Consider the following 22,522-nt stretch of genomic DNA (forward strand, 5'->3'; position numbering starts at 1 on the left):
CTTATGCAACAAAAAAACACTGACTCAAATCATCAGTGTTTTTGAATTAATTATCGTATTGATGGCCGATGTCATCTTCGTCATGACAAATCTTTCTCCATTTCATATTGCTCGATATATACGTCAAGACCAACGCTTTGAAGGAAACGTATAGAATTTGTATCTCTTTTGTCTACATTATTGACGGTGATGATGGAATGTCTCTTTCCAATCCAATGAAATAAGGAACGTCCAAATCCCCTGTTTCTTTTTTCTTGCAAAATACCGAACTGCAGAACTGCTCCAGTGGCCGATTTTATTACCGCGTATCCACAAATCTTATTCTCTTCCCTTATCGTGACCACATCGTATAAATGCGGGTTTCGTAAAATTGCATGAACAGATTGTTCCCAAGAAGGTTCAAAATTCCAATAAGAATGTACCGCTGTCCAATCGAATTCTTCCAGTCTAACCGTAGTAATAAATGTATGTTTATGATCGGCCGGAAGGGTTACATCAATACGCCCCTTGAAACAAACCAATTCTCTTTGGATTTGAAATCCTATGGCGCTATACGCTTTTATAGCTTTATCATTGCTTTGGATCACTTCAAGCAAACATTTTTGAATATGATGCTCTTTAAGGATGGGAAAAGCATGACGATAAATTTGTTCGACTAGCCGTCTCCTTCTATATAAAGGAACGACTCCTGTACCGGTATTAAATGCAGTTCTTTCGCCGTTACGGTCACCGATACCATGCATAACAAATGCAACCTGCTTATCTTGATCAAAAGCACCAAACGACATCTGATAATTAACTCCCGCACCTGCAAATTTATCAGCTAAATGCTCCGCAGAAACTTGAAATGGAATTACATAATCTGAGAAGGCTTCGTTAAAGCAATTTGTAAACTCTTGTAATTCAAGATCCTCAACACTTTTGATCAACATGTAGTTTTTACTCCTTTTCTTTTAGTACTATGTTCTTAATCATCAGCCAATTTCCAATTTATCATTTAGTACGACCATAGAAAAAAGAATACCCATCTGATTTCCCAAGCTTAGTTGTCTCCGTTCCGTCCACCAGCTTGACCGCCTTCAGCAACGATACAATTTGCGTATGCATTAGCTTTGCATCAAATTTGTCCATCTCTCTGTTGTCACTATCCACGAGCAGATAGTCGGGCATTGGAATGAAACCAATCACCGGTATCCCTGCTTCAAGTAAGGGCTGACTCTCTCCAAACTCAAACTTGTTATGTCCACGCAATAATACAGTACGCGTGCCGTCTGTCTTTTCAATAGCCTTCAGCCAAATGGCTGCCATCATTTCATTGCCCGCATAAGTATATTCTGTACTTATTTGTCCAGTTGGTCCATAGTGCCCAGTATCATCGTCCTTCCACTCCATGCTGCCTAAATGCTCAACCGTAATTCCAGCTACAGCTTTTATATGTTCGTTCTCGCCATCCCAGAGCTCTCGATGCCCCTCCATCCAAGTGGAAGTCGCTTGAGAGGACCCTTTGAAAACCGGTAATCTAAAATGCCCTGTCACAAAAGCGAAAATCATCGTACGTTCCGGCTGCTCCTGCTGCAAGTAACGAATCATGGACAGCATGCCCACAGCGCCATTCTCCTCCACCACATTTATCCCATCCGTATGGGTATTTACGATAATCGCTTCGTCTTTATTTTTACCGTCAATTTTCACATAAAAGGATTCTGTTGGGGCATTTTTTTGTATTTCCGCATCTAAAATAACCGTACCTTCTTTATGCGCCTGAGCTGCACTTATCACCTTTTGCCCTTCCGTTTCATTGACCCAGATCGCAGGGATTCCAGCATAATCGGTAGTAAAAGGCACATATTGCTTTTCAACCTTATCATCAGATACCCCTTTCCAGACTACAACAACAGCTTTCACGCCCATTTCCTTCGCTTGCTCCAATTTAGCCTCTTTTAAAGCTGTAGTGAGGACTAGATCGCCTTCATTTGGGGCAATCTGGCTTTCCTTAGGAGATGAATCCCGCATGTTCATAACGATCCCAATTGGAAAATTTCTAAAATTCTCAATTTCAATGACAGCAATTTTTCCGCTGGCCTGGTCATACTCACTACGCTTCGTATATACCAGCTCCCCTGTTACCCCTTTTTCGTCAGTTTCCCCGGAATAAGGAAAAGCTGAAGAGACATGAATTGACTGCTGATCAATCATTAAAGAGCTGCTCTTTTCTTCCCATCGGTCAAAAGTATAGCGATCGCGATATACTTGCAGCCCCATATCCGTTGCCTGCTGCTCCAGCCATTTTATAAATTGATTGTGACCCTCTGAGCCGGTTGTACGGCTTCCAAAAGAATTCATCACTTCAATATCCTTCAGCATCACTGCTGCAGAATCCAATTTACGTTCATCGATCGTCACAGCCGCATCAGCTGCTAATGCCACAGGTGTTGTAATAGGTTTTGCATAGATTCCAATTCCCCAAAATGCAGTAACGATAAGAGCAGCAATGCTGAATAACACTTTACGAACCACTAGAAACGGAGTGACTCTTCTGCTCCCCTTTTGCCCAAAGAGTCCTCTCCATATGCCCGCTACGATCAGCAGCAGGATAGAGAGCGCAAGCAGCCAAAATTCTCTTGTTAGTAAGAATAGCCCTTCTGCCACCATCGCACTAATAAATACCACATGTACCTTCTCACGCTTCTTTAAAAGCAAAAAAGAGATGCCTAATTCTGCTAACAAAAAGATAATGGCGATTATCGAGATTACCGTTTCTTTGCCGATGAATACCGTAGTACAGAGTGCTAGGATCAAAAGCAGCACCGCTGACAATCGTCTATATAAGTTTCCTAACATGACGCCCTCCCATTTGACTAACTACTATTTTGACATTACATTTGTAATGCCTTATGGTATTAGCATATTGAAAAGACTCATGAAAAACAATAAAACGAACACCAGAATGTACAAACGGAGGGGAAATGTCATCTCAAATCATGAATTATACAGTCCAAATACCTCTCAGCATCATTCCAATAAAGAAACCAACCGTTTGACAAGAGAAGCTATTTGCACGGCATTAGTCTTCTTGATCCAGGGACAGCCTTTTAACAAAATCACCATCACCGATATTGTGAAGCGCGCAGGGGTCTCTCGAACGGCCTATTACAACAACTATTCCTCCAAGCAAGAGATCCTGGTGGATTTGGTCGATTCGCTTATATTCGAAATCAATCAAAAACTCTTGCCTTACACCAATGAAATAACAGGCAAAGCCAATGAACCTCGAAAATTCATCAAATTGCTTTTTGAAGTTATTTTTCAACAGCGTAACATCTACAAAGCACTTCAAAGCGCAAAGTTGGATCATGTGATTCTGGATTGCTTGAATGAAATGATGCTCTCTACTGCTCACGATAAAAGCGATGAGAATGTGTACCGAATATACTTTAAAGCGGGGGCCCTCTATAATGTTCTCCTCAAATGGATACAATCCGACTTTGCAAAATCCATTGACGAAATGACCAAGATTTGTCTTGATGTATACTATACGCCAATGTCCCAGGAATAAGGTTTAAAAATCGTATTTTTAATGTAAAAACAAAGAAACCACGGAACCAATTTCGGCTCCGCAGCTTAATTATCAACCATACTATTGGATTTGTTTCATGTAAGCTTTGAATTCCTCGGCGATTTCTTTGTATTTTGTATGATGCAGGTAATGTGAACCTTCCATCGGTATCATTTTGCCCTGTGCGGATTGTTTGACTTGCTCCTCATGCAGGGGAATCCACTGTTTATTGTGCTCATTATTCGATTGAACGAAAAGAAGCAACGGCAAATTATTTGGGATTGTGAGTTGTTGTCCATTTTTGAAATTGGAACCGAGATGGCTCAATTCATTCATCAACGTTGGATTGCCCGCGACTTGATTCGAAATCAAACGCATCTGTTCTTTGGTATGCTCATCGAATGCAAGCGATTCATACGGATCTCCGCTCACTTTTTGGATCAATCTCATCAGACCTGATTTTTGAAGAAATTGCATCGATTTCAAAGGTAATTTGACATCCATCCCGGGTTGATTGGGAACGCTGCTATCGATGCCGACAAAAGCAAGAACTTCATCTGGATAGGTGTTCACATAGGATGCTCCGTAAAGTCCCGTGATGGAATGTCCCATTAGAATGTATCTGTCAATACCCAGTTGCTGCAGAGCTTCGTGAACCTCACTTACTATATTCTCCGTCGTTCTTTCCTTCTCGGTTTCATCGCTCAAACCATAACCGAAAGGCTCGACTAACACGACTTTATAATTAGGGGTAATTTCATCGATCAGCAATTTGAAATCAAGTGCAGGTGACGGGGTTCCTTGTCCCGGTAGGAGTACAACGGTTTGTTCTCCGCTGCCTTGAATGAGTACATTCATCTTTTTCCCATCCACATTGACATACTGGCCATAGGATTCGATTTTCTTTTTCTCTACCCCATCGCTGATTGCATCAACGATAAAAACGATGCCTATGAACAGCACGAGCGCCCCTACAATACCTCCGATTATTTTTAACCATAGGTTCCGTTTCTTGTGGCTCTTAGTGCTCTTAGTCCCAGTTGTTTTTATTTCCACCATATTTGCCACGTTCATCTCTTCCCTTCCTTGTCCCTGTATCTGAAGTGCCGCTTTGACGACATATTCACAGTGTAATCAACCAAGATGTACTCTTCGTGACGACAATATGAACGGAATATGAACAAGCCATAAATGAATTGAAATCAAAACTAAAACAACCTAAGGCGTGAACCCTAGGTTGTTCTAATCGTATGATTTTACATATATTTTTTCATATGCAACACCTTGGAATACTTCGCACAAGATTTAAACGCTCATCTTATATTAATTGCTGACGGTTACCTTGATGGTATCACTTATGGTCTCTCCCGCTGTATTAACCAGCTCCACCCGGTATTCATACATACCGGAAGCACGACCAGAGACGTCAGTCGAAGCGCTCTGCGCCGAAGGCGTGTTGGTGTTTAGCGCTTGCGTGTCGATCAGTTGCCCGTTCTCATAAAGGCGGTACTCTGTAGCGTTAGTGCCCCACCACAGATTCATCGTTACTTTATAGGAGCCGTCTCCGTCCCAGTTGTCATGGGCCAGGACTGGCTTGCCCGGAGCGGCGTCGCGGATCGTCACTGTGAGCGGCTGGCTCTTGGTTGTGCCGTATTTGTTGGTTAGCTCCACTGTGTATATATATGTGCCGTTCAGCTTACCGTGAAGCGCTGTGCTTGCCGTCTGGGCGGACGGAGATACATCCTTCAGAGACTTGGAATCGATCAGCGTGCCATTCTCATATAGCTTGTAGCTGGTAGCGTTATTGCCCCACCAGAGGTTCATGGTGACGGTAAAGTTGCCTTCACTGAGTCCACCGTAGCCGCTGTTCGAGGACAACACCGGCTGTCCAGGCTTGTCAGTTGCGAGTGCCGCTCCGCCAGTAATTTGGAACGTGTAGCTCTTTTCGGCAGTGTTGCCTGCGGCATCGGTTACGACGTAGTTTACAGTATGGGACCCGGCACCCAGCTCCGCAGCGTTCAGGATCTGTCCGTCGGCTATGGGTTGTCCATCCAGCAGAAGCTGCTTGGTGACCACGCCAGACAGGTGATCTTCGGCAGCCAATACAAACTTAAGCTGGGCTTCCATTTCCACATCGCCGACCGCATGACCGGACTCCGTCAGCTCCGCTGTCGGTGAAACCGTGTCGATATTAAGGCTCAGTGTCTTAGTCTCTTCTACCTTGCCCTTGCCCGAAACCGCATGGTAAGACAGCGTATGCCGTCCATCTTTGTTTACGGCCAACGGAGTGCTGTATACGGTTTCCGTGCTACCGTTCAGTGAATAATAAACCTTAGCTGTATCGGAGTCAGCCTTCAGGGTCACTTCAGTGGGCTGGTTCAACCAGCCGGCAGCGTTCGGATTCGCCGACAGCGTCGCCATCGTTACCGGAGCCTCCACTTCTTCCACAATGCTGAAGTCTCCGAGACTTCTAGGCTTGAGTTGGTATACGTCTTTGAAGATCGCGGCTACGCCCGTAATATCGAGCTTCTGTCCTTCCGCATAAGGGAAGCTGTCTTTCGTGACGCCCGTCCGGGCATCCACCCGGATGTGATTGCTTGTCCCGCTATCGGCGACAGCGTCAAATTCAAAGGAACCGCTTGGAGCGGCAGTGATAATATTCGTCACTGTCACATCTTTAAGCTTGAGCAGTTGACCTTGATTGGTATCGTTCACCTCTGATACGGCAACGGCCTTGGGCAGCTCCGAAGTGCCAGTCTTCTCGATCTGTACAACTTCGGTCAACTCCTGCTCCGAATTATACAGTGCCGTGGACGCTGTTGCCTTGACCGTGTCGCCGGCATGGAAGCCACTTTGGCTCTGGTAGACATAAAGACCGCCTGTCTCATCCTGCAGATAAAAGGTTTGCCCGCCGAAAATACCCGGCTCAGTCGTTACGACGCCCTCAACCGTCACCAAGGATCCGACGATCTTGGTCCGGGCTTCGCCGATGGAAACAGTCGCCGGAATCGGATCTTCCTCGTCCGGAAGCGGTTCTGCTGGGACGTTACCGAGTGTTACCGATTCGGTCTTCAGGTTCGTTCCGTTCTGGCGCAGACGCAAGTTGGATGCAGCCGTGGTGCCCGGTTTGATCTGCACGGTCAGATCTTTGTAGGCATGACCGTTCAAGTCTGATGTAAGGCTAAAGTTGGCGCTGTAAGCATAACTACTCGGCCAAGTGCCGTCACTGTTCTGGATCTTGGCGATCTGGGCACCGCTACTCACCTGGTAGATGCCCAATTGGAAGCCTGATACGCTCGTATTGGCAGGGAGATTATCTGCGCTGACACGAATCTGGAAATTCTGCGCGTTCGGCAGCACCGTCTGGTGTGTGAAATTGTACACCGCACTTGCTGTAGCCGCAGGTCCGCCGAAGGAGCCCGCCTTGAAGGTGGTGCGGTCATACCATTTATATCCGGCGTTCGGCGCGGCCCATGGCTCTGGCTGCGGCTCGGTGGAAAGTGCCGGCTCTTCGAACGGCAGCAGCTGTGTCGGCTGATCCAGCGTCAGGCCACTTACCTTGGTGAAATCAGTATAACTCTCTTGTTCGGCGAGCCAGTTAACGGTGTTCACCAGGAGTTCAGCATCGTCAACCTCCTTGAAACCATCGTAAGTCGTTTTTTTGGCACCGGTATCCTCGCGCAAATACTTCGGTGTGGCATCCTCGACTGGGGAGGAGTCACCTAGAAAGGCGGCTTTGCCAGCACCCTTTTTCGCCACGGCCACATAAGGACCTTCCGCTACACCGCCACCATTGTAGACACCTTGGTCCACCGCGTTGCCCCAAGCATTGTTGGTTTTCGGCAGATAGACGATGCCCTTCGCCCGGGTCGGATCGAGGATTGCCAGTGTGGAGCCGGCATGCATGGCTACACTTGATACTCCTGATGTAATACCGAAAGCCTGATCGGGAGCCACAATGTTGGTCGCATTAATGTTACCGAGCGCATTGAAGCGGAACCGGACGCCGAACTCTTCTGCCAGCCAGTCGGAGCTGACCACGCCTTGCATTGCTGCGGTACCGGCCTCTTCGGTGCTCATGCCTTTGGTCGGGTTGTCCCAAGCTCCGCGGCGGTAACCATTGAATGCCTCGTTGCCGTCCCAACGGTTCTTATTGCGGTCCGCATTGTAATGATCGCCAATGAAGAAGATGCTGCCGCCGTTCTCCACGTATTCCGCCATAGCTGCCTGCTCGCTGGATTTATATGGAATGTTAGATTCGGCCACGACGAAGACGTCATAGCTGGAAAGATCGCCTAGCGTAATCGGAGTGCTCTTACGAAGCTCCTTGACGTAATAGCCTTCCTGCGCAAGCGCATTGCCAAAGTCGGAAAAAGCACCATCGATAACCCAGTCAGCCGCTCCGGCTGTCTGCGCGTGGGTATTGTCGAACAGAATTTTCTGGCCTGCATGCTCGTTGACCACTTTGGCTTCAATGAATGGCGCGGGGTCGCTTGGCCCCTCAGCGTATATCGCCGAGCCGGCTCCGTATGCGAACAAATGCAGAGGTACCGCAACAGATGCAACCAGCATGCTTTTTAGCAGCTTCTTTTTCCAACCTGAATGCTTCTCCTTCATAACCTTCCTCCTTATGATATAGATCGGCGGATTTTTCCATAATTGTCCACCGCTTTCGTCTAATATGCTATCTCATAAGGATTAGGAAAAACATAGATTTATGTAAAGTGTTGTAAATTTATACTTTCGGCCTATACAGTGGGTGTAAACAAGGTCGAATCTTGAAAATAAGCTATGAAAAAAGTCTTAGTCATACTGGAGTTTTGGTCCGGAACGTCCTAAGTGTTTCTACAAAAATATAACAACTGTCAGCGGCAAGTAAAGTATTCGACTGACCCTAGAATTGAAACAGCGACAGCAAAGGACGAAAAATATAGTCCTAGACTGTCACTGTTTAATTGAACTAAAGTTTCACGTTAGTTTAGCACTATTTGATATATTAGCCCCTGAATGATTCAAATTATTGGAATCAGAAAATATAGAAGATGAGACCATTGCCCTTGGCTACAGTTTGACTGTAGAAACGCCGGATTTCGTTAAAATGCTGAAGTATGTAAGCAAAGAACTCATCCTCATCCTCGTCTGAAACAGTATCAGGCTCAAGAGGATATACCTCGTTCTTGACCATGGCCAGGAAATCATACCGCAAGCGGAGCTGTGCTTCATCCAGCGTAGACATAGCCTGAAGCGCTTCTGCAACTTGCTCGGCACGTAAGGAAAACGCCCCGTATGAGCCAAAATCGATGCCTCTATCTGACGTCAGTGGAACAACATAGCCAAGAGGGGCATCTCCATCGGAAATACCTCCACAAAGCAAGTAGTGAATCGCCTCCCAGGATCTATCAATGTCCAGTCCGGGATAATCGTCTATTTTCAAACTCTTCAATGCAATGTCTCCTGCTGCGATTTTCTGCACCAGATTGTCATCCATTGCAAAGTAATATCCACGCATTCCCATGTTCTCAACCTTCTTTCCATGTTTAACCCCATAAATTTCCATACACTGCTATTGTAAACTGCCTGTTAGCTGAGTGAAACATCGTCTATTGAAAAACGGTTATCACAACCAATATATATAAATTCCCACTTTTTTTCTCTTTTCAATGTACAGCAAATTTTACTGTGTTGAAGTACTGATTCATAAGCTGTGTCCTACACAAGAAACAAAAAAATCCCCTCATGCATGCAGGAAGAGTTCTCGATTATGTGATCTCTTATAGCCCTGTCTAACATGAGGGGATTTTCGGCTAAAACGCAAGCTCTGCGTGATGTAGCGCATGCTTGATTCTATTATTTATTGAAAGTAATCTTCTCCGAACCGTTCTCAAGAATGATCGAAGTGTCCCGTGGCTTTGTTTCCGCGATTTTGCGGCCGGCTCTGAACGAATAAAGTACTCCGGCCTGTTTACGAATGGTCTCATACTCGTTCTCTGCTTCAAGAACGATGAAGTTGGCAGGTTTACCTTCTTCAATGCCGTACATATCCTCCATATTCAACGTTCTTGCACTATTTTTCGTAATAAGATCGATCGAATTAACGATTTGATCGTATCCGAGCAACTGAGAAGCATGAATGCCCATGTGCAGCACCTGAAGCATGTTACCTGTGCCTAGCGGATACCATGGATCAAAGATATCATCATGACCGAAGCATACATTAAGGCCAGCTTCAGTAATCTAAACAATTTGTACGTATATGCATCATTGTATGACCCCATCGCTGTCGTGTGGCTTGCTGTCGTGCGGGAACCAAGCCCGCGCTCGTAGGCTTCTTAGCTACGACTTCCAAGAAACGGGATTGCTCGTCATCGATTTCGTCGCAATGGATGTCTGTGGAATACCACCCACTACGTCAACGCCCATTTTCAGCGACTCTTCTAGTAATTCCACGCCATTCGGGTAGGAGTGAATACCTTCCTGTGGAAAAGCGACAAGCTGGATGTCAATGAATGGTGCCAGTTCTTCTTTCACTTCAAGCATCGCTTTAACGTCCGTCAAGCTAGGATCAGTGACGTCCACATGTGTTCGTACATGCTGGATACCCTGCGCGATCTGCCACTTCAGTGCAGTTTTGGAACGCGTTTTGACGTCTTCATGCGTCAGGAAGGCCACCAGTATTCAATTACACTCTATTATTTTAGAAAAGCCTATGGATGACAATGTCATTAATATCCATTGATTAAAATCCTCTTTTGAATGCTGTACTTGGAATTTTTGCTTGTATGATGTCGACCAAGGCAGTTGCATAAGGCAAAGCCTTATGTGCAACCGGATAACCTCACTTTCGGAGTATCTCACTTCCTATCAGGAACGGCCTATTAAACTATTTAGTAGTCCCAAGTAATAAATTCACAATCGTATCAAGCTGTAGCTCTAGTGAAAAAGGATCCTCCATTACGAATTCATCATGATAATTATCATCATACAAATATACTTTGCCTTTTTTCACTGCAGGGATGCCTTTCCATATGTTACTTTCCATTGCTTTATTGGTTGCATCCGCATCACCATTATAAACAAAAATATAATCACCTAAGTATTCTGGAAGAACTTCAAGTGAAATCGATTCAAACCCCTCCGCCATATTTTTTGCACTTTCTGTTGGAGGCAGCTGCAGCATATCGTATATAGTGGAAGAACCATAATTTCCTCCCTTTGCCGCTAAGACGTACACCGCCTTTTGTGAAAACTGAACAATCGAGACGGTTTCCCCTTCCTTTATAACCCCGGCGAGTTTCAACTTAGCTTCAGCTACTTTCTGTTCGTATTCCGTAATCCATTCTTCTGCTTCTTTTTCTTTTCCGAAGATCTTGCTTACACCCCTAAATTTATCAAGCGGCCCTGCTGTTTTTAACCCCTCCCAATAAGGCAGAAAAACAGTCGTTCCAATTTTCTCATATTGTTCTATGTTCTCATCGATCGAACCGATAATTAAGTCCGGATCTAGCATCGTTAATTTTTCCAGGTTTAAAGGGAAATCACCTAAATCTTCAATTTTCTTTATCGTTTCTTTTGGAATTTCCGCCTTTTCCATCCAACCTTCATCAAGCATAAACGTTCTTGCACCGATTGGAACAATTCCTAATTTCAATAAATGCCCCATATATTGGTCAGCCGCTACTCTTTTCGGCTCTGCTGGTATTTCCACATCTCCCTTAGGCGTTGATACTATTCGAGTGTTCGAACTTTCTTCTGATGTTACTTGTTTTGCGGTTCCATTGCCCTCACTTTGTTCCTTGGCTGGTATGCCTGTCCCACTTGAGCACGCACTTAATAATAGAGAACCGCAAAGCAGCAAAGCTGCAGTCGTCTGAGATTTTGACATTTTAAACATATGTAATTCCCCTTTTTCTGTATCATGATAATGATTATCATTATTAATATACTGTTGAATGATGTATTCAAAAATAGAGGATGTGGGGAAGTTTGATGGACTTTCAGCAACTTTAGGTCGCTGTATCTCTCTTGTTCTAAAATGAGCAGGTGATACACCTTTTCTTTTCTTAAAAATTCGGCTGAAATAATAAACGTCTTTATAACCAACGCTTGCTGAAATTTCCCCGACAGAAGCATCTGTTGACTTTAAAAGCTCTGTTGCAAGTTCAAGCCGAAAACGAATTAAGTAATCAATCGGACTCATACCTGTGTACTCTTTAAACAAGGATGACAAATGATAAGCGCTGAAATTAAATACTTCGGCAAGAGAATCTAATGTAATTGGCTCCGCATAGTACTCCTGGATATAGGTGATTACTTGGACTGCAACACTTGTTTGTTTCACTTCAGTCTCTTTTCTATGTAATTCTTTTAAAACCTGATGAATGAATTGATAAAAGAGTGATCTTACATTGAGTCTCTCTTCTTGCTCGTTCCATTTTTGATGCATCAATTGCATTTTGTTATAAAGTAAAATGGGTGCATCAGGGGAAAAACAATATTGTGTTTGGAACAGATCCTCTTCTTGAATCGATGCACGGTAATAGATGATATAGTAAACAAAATTCTTGCTTGTCGGAACAATATTGAGTGTCGCCCCTTTCCCGCTATGCAGGACTTGAAATCCTGTAAAAGAAAATTCAGACTGATCTAACTGAACTTGAGCGCTCCCATGTACCGAAAGTAAAAATATACTGGCAGGAATCTTATACTTATGAAGAATTTCGCCTTGAACCCTTTCAATATGGCGCACATCCAATAACTTGACCGTCGCTTGATCCCAAAGCAATATTTGATTGCTTTTGCGCATAATGACTACCCCTCCGTTATCTGTCTAATACTCATCATAAATGATAACCATTATCGATAACAGTCAAGATATTTATCTTAATAACAAAAATCCGATTGCGCCCAGAAGCGTCAATCGGATTTTTGATAATAAATTATTGTTCTGCCGCCAATTGCAGAAAATGATCTGCGGCCAAACGGACAGCTAGTATACTTGCGCTATTTAGTGAATTATCAAAGATAAGAACATGATTGTTTTTCACTGCTTCAAGTGAGTTCCACGCTTTCGAAGCTTCCTTATCCTTGATGGCTGCCTTTGCGATATCCATATCATGCTGGATAATAATATAATCAGGATTCATGCTGTATATCCCCTCCAGAGAAAGTGCCCCTCCCTCTTCAGGATATCCCTTCGGTGGCAACAGCCCAAAGCCCACAGTTTGATTGTAGTACATTGTGTTTTTAGAGCCTTGAGCATTAAAGTTAGCTTTTCCGTCGACTCGCAGCAAGGCAAAGGTCTTATTCTCAAGACTACTTAACTGCTTTTTCGTATTTGCAATCATTTCTTGGGTTTCTTTAATGGCTTGTTCCGCTAACGTCTCTTTACCAACAATCTGAGCACACAGCATCGTCGTTTTTTCCCAGGTATCGGTGTAGTCAATTAAGATGACAGGTGCAATCTTATTCAACTCCTCATAATTATCCACAGAACCCTTGAAGGTTACAATCACATCAGGCTTTGCATCCATGATCATTTCCAGATTCGCATTGCTGCTGCCCAAATCAATAATCTCAGCAGTTCCGGCATAAGGCTGTAAAGTAGCGAAATCTTTCATAGCTTCAGCTGCGTTAGTTGATGCGATTGGAGGAGTATCTAGAGCAAAAAAGTAATCTAAATACAAGGGATGAAGCACTGCTATCCGCTCAGGTCGTGTCTTGAGCACCACGCCATTGTCGCTGGCATCCGCAATTGTTCTTGGCCATCCCGCCTCTTCGATTTTGCCGACCTCAGGTGCAGGTATGACTGAAGTTTCGGAACATCCAGCCAGTAATCCTGCAAGTATAATTAAGGATGCAATCCATCCAAATAGTCTATTCATTTGGCTCCCCCTTGAGTTGTTATCATTACTGTCTGTATAAATGCTTCATTAAATCACGGTTTTTCTGCGTGAACAGGTCATTATGCGAAGACACCATCCCGGACGAATGTGCCTCCGGTGTGATGTATTGTTTGGCTTGGTTTACCGCATTGGCAGCATCCTGGAATGCCCCCGCGATCAGGTGCAGTTTGCCATCATGATGTAGAACATCACCTGCCGCATAAATACCCGGCACGGATGTCCCGCTCATTGCTGAGCCTGAAATACGGTTTTCCCACAGATCAATTTTAATCTCACTGTTAACAAGCAGTTCTTTGTCGCGCTCATAACCGTGATTAATGATGACCTCATCGACAGACAGCTCTAATGCCTCTCCGTTGTCATTACTTTTAAGCAGTACAGTCCCTATTCTTTCATGATCCGGTGTGGCAATCAATTTTTCGATTGAAGTATTTAACAAGCACTCTACGCCATTGTTTGCCAAGCGTGAAATATCGGCTTCATGCCCTTTTAAGTTCTCTTTCCGGTACGTCAGAAACACCTTTTTGGCAATCGGAGCCAGTTCATTCGCCCAGTCAACAGCAGAATGGCCACCTCCCGATATTAGGATAGTCTTCTCTTTAAAGCGGGCAAGTGACTTCACCGTATAATGCAAATTTGTGATTTCGAATCTTTCAGCACCCTCGATTTCGAGCTTGATCGGCTTCAGAATGCCTCCTCCAATGGCCAATATCACAGTTTTAGTGAAATGCTTCCGATTTGCGGCCGTGTGTAAAATAAAGTAACCTGCTTCATCTTTCGAGATGGATGTGACCTTTTCACTAAAAGCAACCTCCGGATGGAACGTCATCCCTTGAGCAATCATTTGTTCAATAAGCTGCGAGCCAAGAATAGGTTGTAAGCCTCCTACGTCCCAGATCATCTTTTCCGGATAGACATGCACCTTGCCGCCAAGTACGGGCTGGAATTCAATGATTTTGGTTTTCATTTCACGGAGTCCACTATAAAATGCAGCAAATAATCCGGCCGGACCGCCGCCAATAATCGTAACATCAAACAATTCCTCTTCATTCATCGTTCAATCGCCTCATTTCTCTTTTTTAAATCCCTAAATGCTCACGGAAAGTGCTTCCCGTATATTCGCTCCGGAATAAACCTCTTTCAACCAGCTCCGGCACCAACTTCTCAAAAAACAACTCCATAGATTGTTCTGAACCGCCTGGCAGGGCGATGAAACCATCTATAGCCCCCGCTTCAAACCGGTCAATAATATCGTTCAGTACATCCTCGACTGTCCCGACAGATACCCAATGTGCAGATCCGACAACCTCCGGCCTGTCCAGGATCTCTTTCACTGTGGGCTGGTTTTTTATAATATAGCGCCGCAACAGTTCGGCATGTGTCCGACTGCGGACGGCCTGACCGGGATCGGGTAGCATATCGGCAGTTACGCGCCCATCTAAGGGAAAACCGCTTAAATCAAGACCCAACACCGATTTAAGCGCAGCATGTCTGCGTTCAAGACTTAAATTCGCATGTGCTGTCTTATGTAATTCAAGTGCTTCTTCGCGCGTATCGGCCAGGAAAAAATATAAGCCCGGCAAAACTCTGATGTCATCCGGATCACGCCCCTGTTCAACCGCTCTTCTTCTCAGATCATTCCTTAGTTCCACTCCCGATTCGATATCCGGCATTGCCGCAAAAATAGCATCAGCTACAGAAGAGGCGAAATTCCGTCCAATATCCGAAGAACCAGCTTGAAATAACGGAGGCGTTCCTGACTTGTGAGCAGGCAAAGTAATCGGCCCTTTTACACTGAAAAAATCACCGGAATGATTAATGGCAGTCACTTTATCCTTATCTGAAAACATACCTGACTGACGATCGATAACAATCGCTTCATTCGGAAAACTCTCCCAAAGCTTGCATACAACATCTGTGAACTCCATTGCTTTGGCATATCTCTCTTCCGGTGACGGCATAGGTAAATCGCTGAAATTATCGGCGCCTTCAATAGAAGTGACAATATTCCAGCCGGCACGTCCATTGCTCAGCCAGTGTAAGGACTGAAGCTGTCTTGCAACAACATACGGCGGGTTAAAAGTGGTAGAAATCGTCGTTACGAGTCCGATCCGCTCGGTTTCACGGGCTATCGCTGCAAAAAACAATGCAGGGTCTGGACTGCCAAAATTAGAGGAGTCTCCTAACATCTGCGGGCTAACATACAGATAATCAGCCCTAAAAAGAAAATCGAGCTTAGAATTCTCCGCCATTTTTGCCAAATCAATATAATAATCAATAGACCCCATCTTTTCTACTCCGCTATCCGGGTGCCGCCAGCCGTCTCCTTTCATCCAGGTTGTATTTAAGGACAAGCCAATACATAATTGTCTGTTTCCTGTCATATCTACCAGCCTTTCATTTATAAATCAAATCACTGATAATGATTCTCAGTTACAAAGGTGAGTTTATCAAAAATTTAAATAAATTCAAATGTACAAATCTCAAATTCTACATGCATCATTATTTAATCTAAATAAAAAAAGTCTGCACTTCCGGTTCATCACCAGTAGCTGCAGACTTAATTCAAGTATAAGAAACTCGATATGTATATTATCTATAGGCAGAGGGAGAAACACCGAATTTCTTTTTAAATAATCGGCTGAAATACAACGGATTGTCATAACCGACACGGTCCGCAATCTCGTGGATAGGAAAATTGCCTGCTTTAAGTAAGTCACAAGCTCGTTCCATACGATAATTAACGACATAGTCGATGGGACGCAGGCCCGTATATTTGTGAAAAAAGTAAGAGAAGCGGTTGGTACTCATTGCATGCCGTTCCGCTAACTCACCAAGTGTAAGTGAATTCATATAATGGAGTTCAATGTACGCAAGGGCTTCGTCTACCATCCTTTGATTCGGAGAACTGTCGTTCTCTTTGTAACTGCAAGCAATCAGAACCTGATGCATTAGGCTTAAGAACAGCTCCTTGATACGCAGCTTTCCAATTTCTCCGAATGGATGGGCATTCTGATGGAGCATGATTAGTAACTCAATAATTTTTAGATTCGCTCCCGGCTCCAGCTTGAAATGAGAGTCAAATTCGTGAGTACTATTCATTTCTTCTGGCATATCCAGTTTATAAAAAAGTGAGTAATACTCGAGCTCTGATTGTCCTATAACCTGCGAATCCATCTGCATGCCTGGAGCCGCATGAAAAACTGATCCTGGACGTAATTCATATACCGTTCCATTCACACGTATTCTGGCTCCCCCGCGAATGATAAACAGAAATCCATGCTTAACGGTGGTGAATTCACTTAATAAACTTTTGGGCTGGATGACTAAGCGGCTTCTATCTTCTATTTCATAGACACCTTTAGTAAATGCTTTTGCTAATTTGTCCAAATTTATCAATGTTCTGCACCTGCTTCCTAGCATCATGCTTCTTTTAAAATCAGATCCAATTCTGATATTTATTTAAAATAGTATAGACAATAGTGTGCAAAATTGCTAGAAGAACAGTTTTTCTACTGAAACAACACATTACAACGTAAAAATCATTTTCTAAGCCGATCCAGAAAAGGATCGGCTTATTTTTATAGCTTTTTTAAGATCAATTTTGTCTGTTTTCAACAGATTTCATGCGGTTTTGATCGTCAGGCACTCGGTCATTACTGAATTCCTGGCCTGCTTCTACTTCACCATGACCGGAAACACTTCGGGCGAAATTTGTGAACTGCCTTTTCTGCTCATCTAGCTTGTGTTTACTCTTAAGAAGCTCCTGCGGATCCTGATTTGTCATAATGCTATCCTCCCAAAATGGAATCATGCTGTTAATTCGCACTACATAAGTTTTCCATAATAGAGCGGTGCTTATGCAAGAATTTCAAATACTTTATTCAAAACAAGGTATTCTAAAACAACTATCCCAACGCAAATAATTATAAAAAAATGAAGTCTTGTCGTATTCATTCTATCCTTCCAATACTCTCCTCGGAATAATGAAATGATGTTAGGTGTAAAAGTATGTCTAACTGTTTCGTTATAATCATCATTATCCACAAAGAACACGCGATACAAAAATTTATAAACTGGAATATTTAAGAACAGTAACAAAATGATCATCACAAGTTCGAGACTCAATTTACACGCCTCCCAATATTCACTTATCCTAATTTTACCACATAAATAACTCTAGACATTGGAGGTCGATGACATTTTTATAATTGCTCTATTCAAAAAAACCCTTCCTTATATAGGAAGGGCACTCATCGCTAATCTCCTTTGCATACCATACTTCCATCATTTTAGAAGTCAAGTTTGCAGAAGATTGCTTATCTCGTTCAAGTTTTCAGAGAAACCAACGAACACCTTGTCTTGAATGACAATGGTCGGTACGATCTGCTTACCTGTCAGCTCCAGCACTTCCTTCGCATAATTCACATCTTCTTCGCAGTTGAATTCGATGTAGGGAATTTGATGCTCATTAAAGTAGCGCTTGGCAAATCGGCAATCGCTGCAAGTTGGAATCGTGTAAATTTTGATCGGTGTCTTCGAATCGATTTTCAGCATAAATGTTCGCTCCTTTACGCGTTAATTTGTTTTAACTGCTCGATTTAATTCGGTCCACAACATGCTAAACTTTTCTTTCCCTTTCGCCTGCTCCTTGTATAAATCGATCGCGTGGATACGACAGGAACAAATCATACCTATCTTGGTAAGCAGATTCGGCGTAAAGCGACTTCCCCCGACTTGAATAGCAGATGATACCGCCAGTATCGTCTTTTATCCCATGATCATTCGCCTTACCTCACATCAACGACGAATGGTACGGTGAACACTTCCCCGTTATGCTGAAATTGTCCCCATAATTTATACGTCCCGCTTTGTGGAAAAGAAGTCGCGAATTTCGCGTCCGGTCCCGTAGCTTTCTCATCGATTGGATGAACATGAAGATATTGATTCGCATCTTTCGATAGAATCACAACATGGCCGACCGCTCCTAAATAAGGCTGCAGGTTATCAATCCCCTTCTTCGTCTTCGCATCGCGAATGTTGAAGGTCAATGTCACTTCTTCGTTTGGTTTCGTATCACTCAAGGCCAGTTCAATTTCCTTGCCACCCACTTCTTTCACCAGTTTCCCTTCGGGCGTAATCGCGGCATGTTTGCTTTCCTTGCCTTCCACCTTCACCCACTCGCTAAGCGTGGAATTGGCACCGCCAGTGGGAATAAAGTCCGCAAACACCTTGTACTCACCTCCAGCCGGGAACGAAGTGTTTACTGTAAATGTGCCGTCTCCTTTAAACTCGGGATGAATGTGGTTAAAGAATGACAAATCGTGATTGACGATGATGAGATGAAGCAATTTCTCGTGATTGATATCATACTTATTGACCGTCTTCCCGTCCTTATCCGTAATTTGAATAGTCAATTCCGTTTCTTCGTTTGCTTTTGCGGCGCCTGTGGGGAAGGTAAACGATACGTTAAGATCCTCCAATGCAGGCTTCGCAGCTTCGCTATGATTGCCGTGGCTACCTCCGTGCTCCATGTCTCCCGCCTCCTCTTTCTCATTTCCTGTATGCTTCTCGGCGCTCTCTTGCCCGCTGCTTGCTGCATGACCGGCAGGGTTATTTCCGTTTGCTGGCTTCTTGTCCTCCGCTTTGCCGCATGCAGCCAATACGCTAAAAGCGACCACCGCAGCAGCGACGAGGAGTATCTTCTTCTTCATGGTTATAGCAACCCCGTTTCAATATAAATTCGAAGATGCAGAGCGCATCTTGACACGCTGCAGCCGCAAAGCCCCCTTACCCTATAATAATGATGGCATAAAAGCCGTATCATTACTGAAGCGGTCCGACCTTTATTTCATCAGTTTATTGATCGTCTTCATGAATTCCGTTAATACTTCCGTATCCCCTACTTGAATCCGTTCGATGACACAACTTTTCATATGATATTCAAGTACTAGCTTCCCGACATCATTCAATGATGCTTGCACCGAAGAGATCTGATTCAACATATCGTCACAGTAAATATCTTTCTCAATCATGCCTTTAATGCCACGGACCTGTCCTTCGATTCGATTCAATCGGTTGAGCAGATCGCTATTGGCTTGATCGGAATGATGGCTCTTTCGCTTATCCTCTCCAGGTGAGCAAAAGCCCGGATCTTGCTGTATCACTTGTTCAAAGAGTATCGATTCTTTGCTCATCGGAATCCCCCTTTCTTTTAAAATACTCCACACCCCTATATACATAAAATATAAGTTTGTTAATTCGATGGAGTCCTGTCAACTCCGTTGATTAGGCACTGGAGCTCGATTCATTAGTTACATAGCTACCTTGTCACTTGCTTCACCCTGCTTAGGTGAACGGATAAATAGAAACGCTAGCACAGCACCTGCAAGAGCGACGATACCGGACCACATAAAAGCTTGTTGAAAGCCTTCGTTTAGCACGGAGACCGGGTCAATACCGGTTTGGGAAGCAGTTGTTGAACCCGCAATCGCAACCATGATGGCCAAACTGATAGCTGACCCAATCTGGTAACTCGTATTGGCGAGACCCGATGCAAGCCCTGCTTCTTCGGGTTTAACCCCCGACATGGCGGACATCGTAGCCGGAATATAGGCAAGTGACATGCCAAGTGCACCAAGCAAGGAAGCTGGAAGCACGTTGGCGATAAAGTTCCCATCAACCGGCGTATTGCTAGCGAACAGAAGCATCGAACCCCCGAGTGCAATCAATCCAATGACCAAGTTTGCTTTTATTCCGAATTTTCCGATTAATTTACCGGTAATCAAAATCATGAAGATAGTAATTAGGACCGTCATCGGCAGTAAGCTGACTCCGCCGGCGAAAGCAGAAAACTTTAGCACCTGCTGCATATAGAGATTGAGGAAATACCACAGCGGAATCCAACTCCCAGCCAGCATAATGAGCGCGATATTGCCAGCAGCCAGATTGGGTGTTTTAAAAATCTTCAGTGGAACAAGCGGTTCTTTTTTAGTTGCCTGAACGATCAGGAACAGGATAAATAACACGCCTCCTGAAATAAGCGTCCACAACGTGGATGGCGCTCCCCATCCATTGTGTTCTGCAGTAACAATGCCATATACCACCAAAACCAAAGCCGCTGTGACGAAGATGGAGCCAATGACGTCAATGCTGCCTTTTCTTCGCATTCCCTTGGCTAAAAGTCCAGGCGACAAGAGTAATGCAATAATGCCAACGGGTACATTGATGAGGAAGGTCCATTGCCAGCTGAGCCACTCGGTAATGACCCCGCCAAGGAACACACCGGCTGAACCGCCAGCAGCAGCTGATGCGCCCCAGAAGCCTAATGCTTTCCCTAGTTCTTTGGGGTTGCCACCGAAGAGCATCATAACAATCGTTAACGCGGATGGGGCTATTAATGCGGAACCAAATCCTTGTAGGGCGCGACCAACATTAAGCGCTTCCTCGTTCCAAGCGAGTCCTGCCAGCAAGGAAGCTAACGTTAGAATGGAAAATCCCCACATGAATATGCGGCGCTGACCAAATAGATCGGACAATCGACCACCAAGTAACAATAATCCGCCAAAGAAAATGACATACGCGTTAAACACCCACTGTAAACTTGCCTGCGTATAGCCGAGCGCTTCTTTGATGGCTGGCAGTGCAACGCCGATAATGGATGTGTCCATGATCACCATAAAATTGGCAAGACATAGTAAGGCCAGCGCCATCCAGCGTTTGGGATCGGCTTGCGGTAAAGTCTGTGCTTGATTATTCATAACTTTCTTCCTCCTCCTTTTGTAACCAATAATTAAAATTTTTAATACCAACGCAGTAATACTATACCCCCCTACCCTATAAAGTCAAGAGTGAATTTTCGTATTCTCCTCAGTTCCAGAAGCATTTCAAAAACTGAACTAGGAAAATGTTCATTAAAAGGCTGTTTATTGGCACCCAGAAGACGATTTATGGTTTTGCCTTCAACCGTAAGAAAATTGAAATCAACTTTCCATATCCACGTCATTACGATTTAGGCGTTTTATTGTCTCTATCCCTCTACTTCATTAAGAGAAAGACTGGAATAAATCTCTCTTCCTCTTATTTTTCACAGAAGCGATTAACTATAATTATCATATAAAAACATGAGAGATGCTTTATGAGTAATGAGGAATCGCCAGGGGTAGCTTGTTGTATAGAACGCCATATAAAAAAGCTGCCTCTGAGGGCAGCCTTTTTCTTAATATATCGTTATTTGCGAACGTAGAAATGAACTTCTCAAGCCTTCTTGTATCGGTAATATAATGCCTTTTTGGAAAAAAAGGCGTATCCCAAACTGGGACACCCCTATTAAGCTGAGCTTACCGTCTCACCCTCCGAGCAAAATCCACGAACTGAAATTTATCCAGCCGATGCCTGGACTCGGTATATTGGAAGAGCATCGTGTTCTCCAGGTAAACATAGTTTCGTACTACTACAATATGCGTGTAATTCTTCAAATCGAGCAGACTATGATCCTCCTCGGTTGAAGGCTCGACGGATATCAGCTTCTTCGCATAACTAATCTTAAGCCCCATCTCCTGCTCCAGATATTCATAGAGTGAGCCTTCAGCGATTTCCTTGCTTAGGAATGGAACAATATCCGCTCGGAAATAATCTTTATCCAAAATGATCCGCTCACCTTCAATCTCTCTGGCACGAGTAACCTTCCAAACCAGAGCTTCATGCGGAATCTGCAGATGTCTGGCGAGCGCGGAGCCTGCAGGCTCATTCAACGTCTCCTTCACTAGTGTCCGTGAGGTAGCACCCAGCGTATCGGCCATCTCTTTAAATGAAATTAGACCGGTAATGGGGAAATCCATTCTGGTCATGTCAAGCACAAAAGAGCCTCTGCCCTTAATCTTGTGAATGTATCCTTCACGGAAGAGCAGGTTCAGCGCTTTGCGCACGGTCTCTCGCGAAGTGCCGTAAGCTTCAGCGAGTTCACTTTCGGAAGGCAGCTTGGCTCCCGGCAGCAGTTGTCCCGAATGGATTTGGTTGCTGTATTCATTATAAATTTGCAAATATTTATTTTCTCTCAATTTTG

The 22,522-nt window shown here is 44.2% G+C and carries 17 protein-coding genes and 1 pseudogene; 1 reads left to right on the plus strand and 17 read right to left on the minus strand.

Annotation, left to right across the window (positions count from 1 at the left end; translation table 11 throughout):
- Positions 1-80: 80 nt before the first annotated feature.
- Both UQ64_RS11450 and UQ64_RS11455 read right to left on the minus strand, forming a co-directional pair.
- Positions 81-932, minus strand: a complete 852-nt coding sequence (locus tag UQ64_RS11450) for a GNAT family N-acetyltransferase (RefSeq protein ID WP_060623590.1) — start codon at positions 930-932, stop codon at positions 81-83.
- Positions 933-993: 61 nt separating this feature from the next.
- Positions 994-2,841: a zinc-binding metallopeptidase family protein gene (locus UQ64_RS11455; protein WP_060623591.1), complete on the minus strand. Its 1,848-nt coding sequence runs from the start codon at positions 2,839-2,841 to the stop codon at positions 994-996.
- A 79-nt stretch (positions 2,842-2,920) separates the two neighbouring features.
- Between UQ64_RS11455 and UQ64_RS31255 the strand changes: the two genes are divergently transcribed.
- Positions 2,921-3,556: a TetR/AcrR family transcriptional regulator gene (locus tag UQ64_RS31255; RefSeq protein ID WP_167348471.1), complete on the plus strand. Its 636-nt coding sequence runs from the start codon at positions 2,921-2,923 to the stop codon at positions 3,554-3,556.
- A gap of 81 nt (positions 3,557-3,637) precedes the next feature.
- Here the strand turns inward: UQ64_RS31255 and UQ64_RS11465 are convergent, their stop codons facing one another.
- The 15 genes and pseudogenes from UQ64_RS11465 to treR all read right to left on the minus strand — a co-directional run bounded on the left by UQ64_RS11465 (position 3,638) and on the right by treR (position 22,517).
- On the minus strand, positions 3,638-4,630 hold the full coding sequence (locus UQ64_RS11465) for an alpha/beta fold hydrolase (protein ID WP_245237930.1): 993 nt from the start codon (positions 4,628-4,630) through the stop codon (positions 3,638-3,640).
- Positions 4,631-4,879: 249 nt separating this feature from the next.
- Complete coding sequence (locus UQ64_RS11470) at positions 4,880-8,173, minus strand: chitinase N-terminal domain-containing protein (protein ID WP_060623592.1); 3,294 nt, start codon at positions 8,171-8,173, stop codon at positions 4,880-4,882.
- Between the two features lie 409 nt (positions 8,174-8,582).
- Complete coding sequence (locus tag UQ64_RS11475; RefSeq protein ID WP_060623593.1) at positions 8,583-9,071, minus strand: YfbM family protein; 489 nt, start codon at positions 9,069-9,071, stop codon at positions 8,583-8,585.
- A gap of 332 nt (positions 9,072-9,403) precedes the next feature.
- A pseudogene (locus UQ64_RS11480) lies at positions 9,404-10,216 on the minus strand (amidohydrolase family protein); the annotation flags it as partial.
- Between the two features lie 220 nt (positions 10,217-10,436).
- Positions 10,437-12,359, minus strand: coding sequence for an AraC family transcriptional regulator (locus UQ64_RS11485; RefSeq protein WP_060623594.1), 1,923 nt, complete (start codon positions 12,357-12,359; stop codon positions 10,437-10,439).
- 133 nt (positions 12,360-12,492) lie between these two features.
- Positions 12,493-13,437: an ABC transporter substrate-binding protein gene (locus tag UQ64_RS11490; protein ID WP_060623595.1), complete on the minus strand. Its 945-nt coding sequence runs from the start codon at positions 13,435-13,437 to the stop codon at positions 12,493-12,495.
- A 25-nt stretch (positions 13,438-13,462) separates the two neighbouring features.
- Entirely contained in the window at positions 13,463-14,512 is a 1,050-nt protein-coding gene (locus UQ64_RS11495; protein ID WP_060623596.1) for an NAD(P)/FAD-dependent oxidoreductase, read from the minus strand.
- Between the two features lie 25 nt (positions 14,513-14,537).
- Positions 14,538-15,842, minus strand: coding sequence for an NtaA/DmoA family FMN-dependent monooxygenase (locus UQ64_RS11500; protein ID WP_060623597.1), 1,305 nt, complete (start codon positions 15,840-15,842; stop codon positions 14,538-14,540).
- Between the two features lie 208 nt (positions 15,843-16,050).
- Entirely contained in the window at positions 16,051-16,848 is a 798-nt protein-coding gene (locus UQ64_RS11505) for an AraC family transcriptional regulator (RefSeq protein WP_245237931.1), read from the minus strand.
- A gap of 208 nt (positions 16,849-17,056) precedes the next feature.
- Entirely contained in the window at positions 17,057-17,245 is a 189-nt protein-coding gene (locus UQ64_RS11510; RefSeq protein WP_060623599.1) for a hypothetical protein, read from the minus strand.
- 512 nt (positions 17,246-17,757) lie between these two features.
- Positions 17,758-18,015: a glutaredoxin family protein gene (locus UQ64_RS11520; RefSeq protein WP_060623601.1), complete on the minus strand. Its 258-nt coding sequence runs from the start codon at positions 18,013-18,015 to the stop codon at positions 17,758-17,760.
- Between the two features lie 233 nt (positions 18,016-18,248).
- A complete protein-coding gene (locus UQ64_RS11525) occupies positions 18,249-19,172 on the minus strand; it encodes a hypothetical protein (RefSeq protein ID WP_082651081.1) in 924 nt (307 codons plus the stop codon).
- Between the two features lie 132 nt (positions 19,173-19,304).
- Entirely contained in the window at positions 19,305-19,655 is a 351-nt protein-coding gene (locus UQ64_RS11530; protein ID WP_060623602.1) for a metal-sensitive transcriptional regulator, read from the minus strand.
- 117 nt (positions 19,656-19,772) lie between these two features.
- Positions 19,773-21,218, minus strand: coding sequence for an MFS transporter (locus UQ64_RS11535; RefSeq protein ID WP_060623603.1), 1,446 nt, complete (start codon positions 21,216-21,218; stop codon positions 19,773-19,775).
- A gap of 579 nt (positions 21,219-21,797) precedes the next feature.
- Complete coding sequence (gene treR / locus UQ64_RS11540; protein WP_060623604.1) at positions 21,798-22,517, minus strand: trehalose operon repressor; 720 nt, start codon at positions 22,515-22,517, stop codon at positions 21,798-21,800.
- Positions 22,518-22,522: the final 5 nt, after the last annotated feature.

Origin of the sequence: Paenibacillus etheri (assembly GCF_001012825.1) — a bacterium.
GTDB classification, from domain to species: Bacteria; Bacillota; Bacilli; order Paenibacillales; family Paenibacillaceae; genus Paenibacillus_AQ; species Paenibacillus_AQ etheri.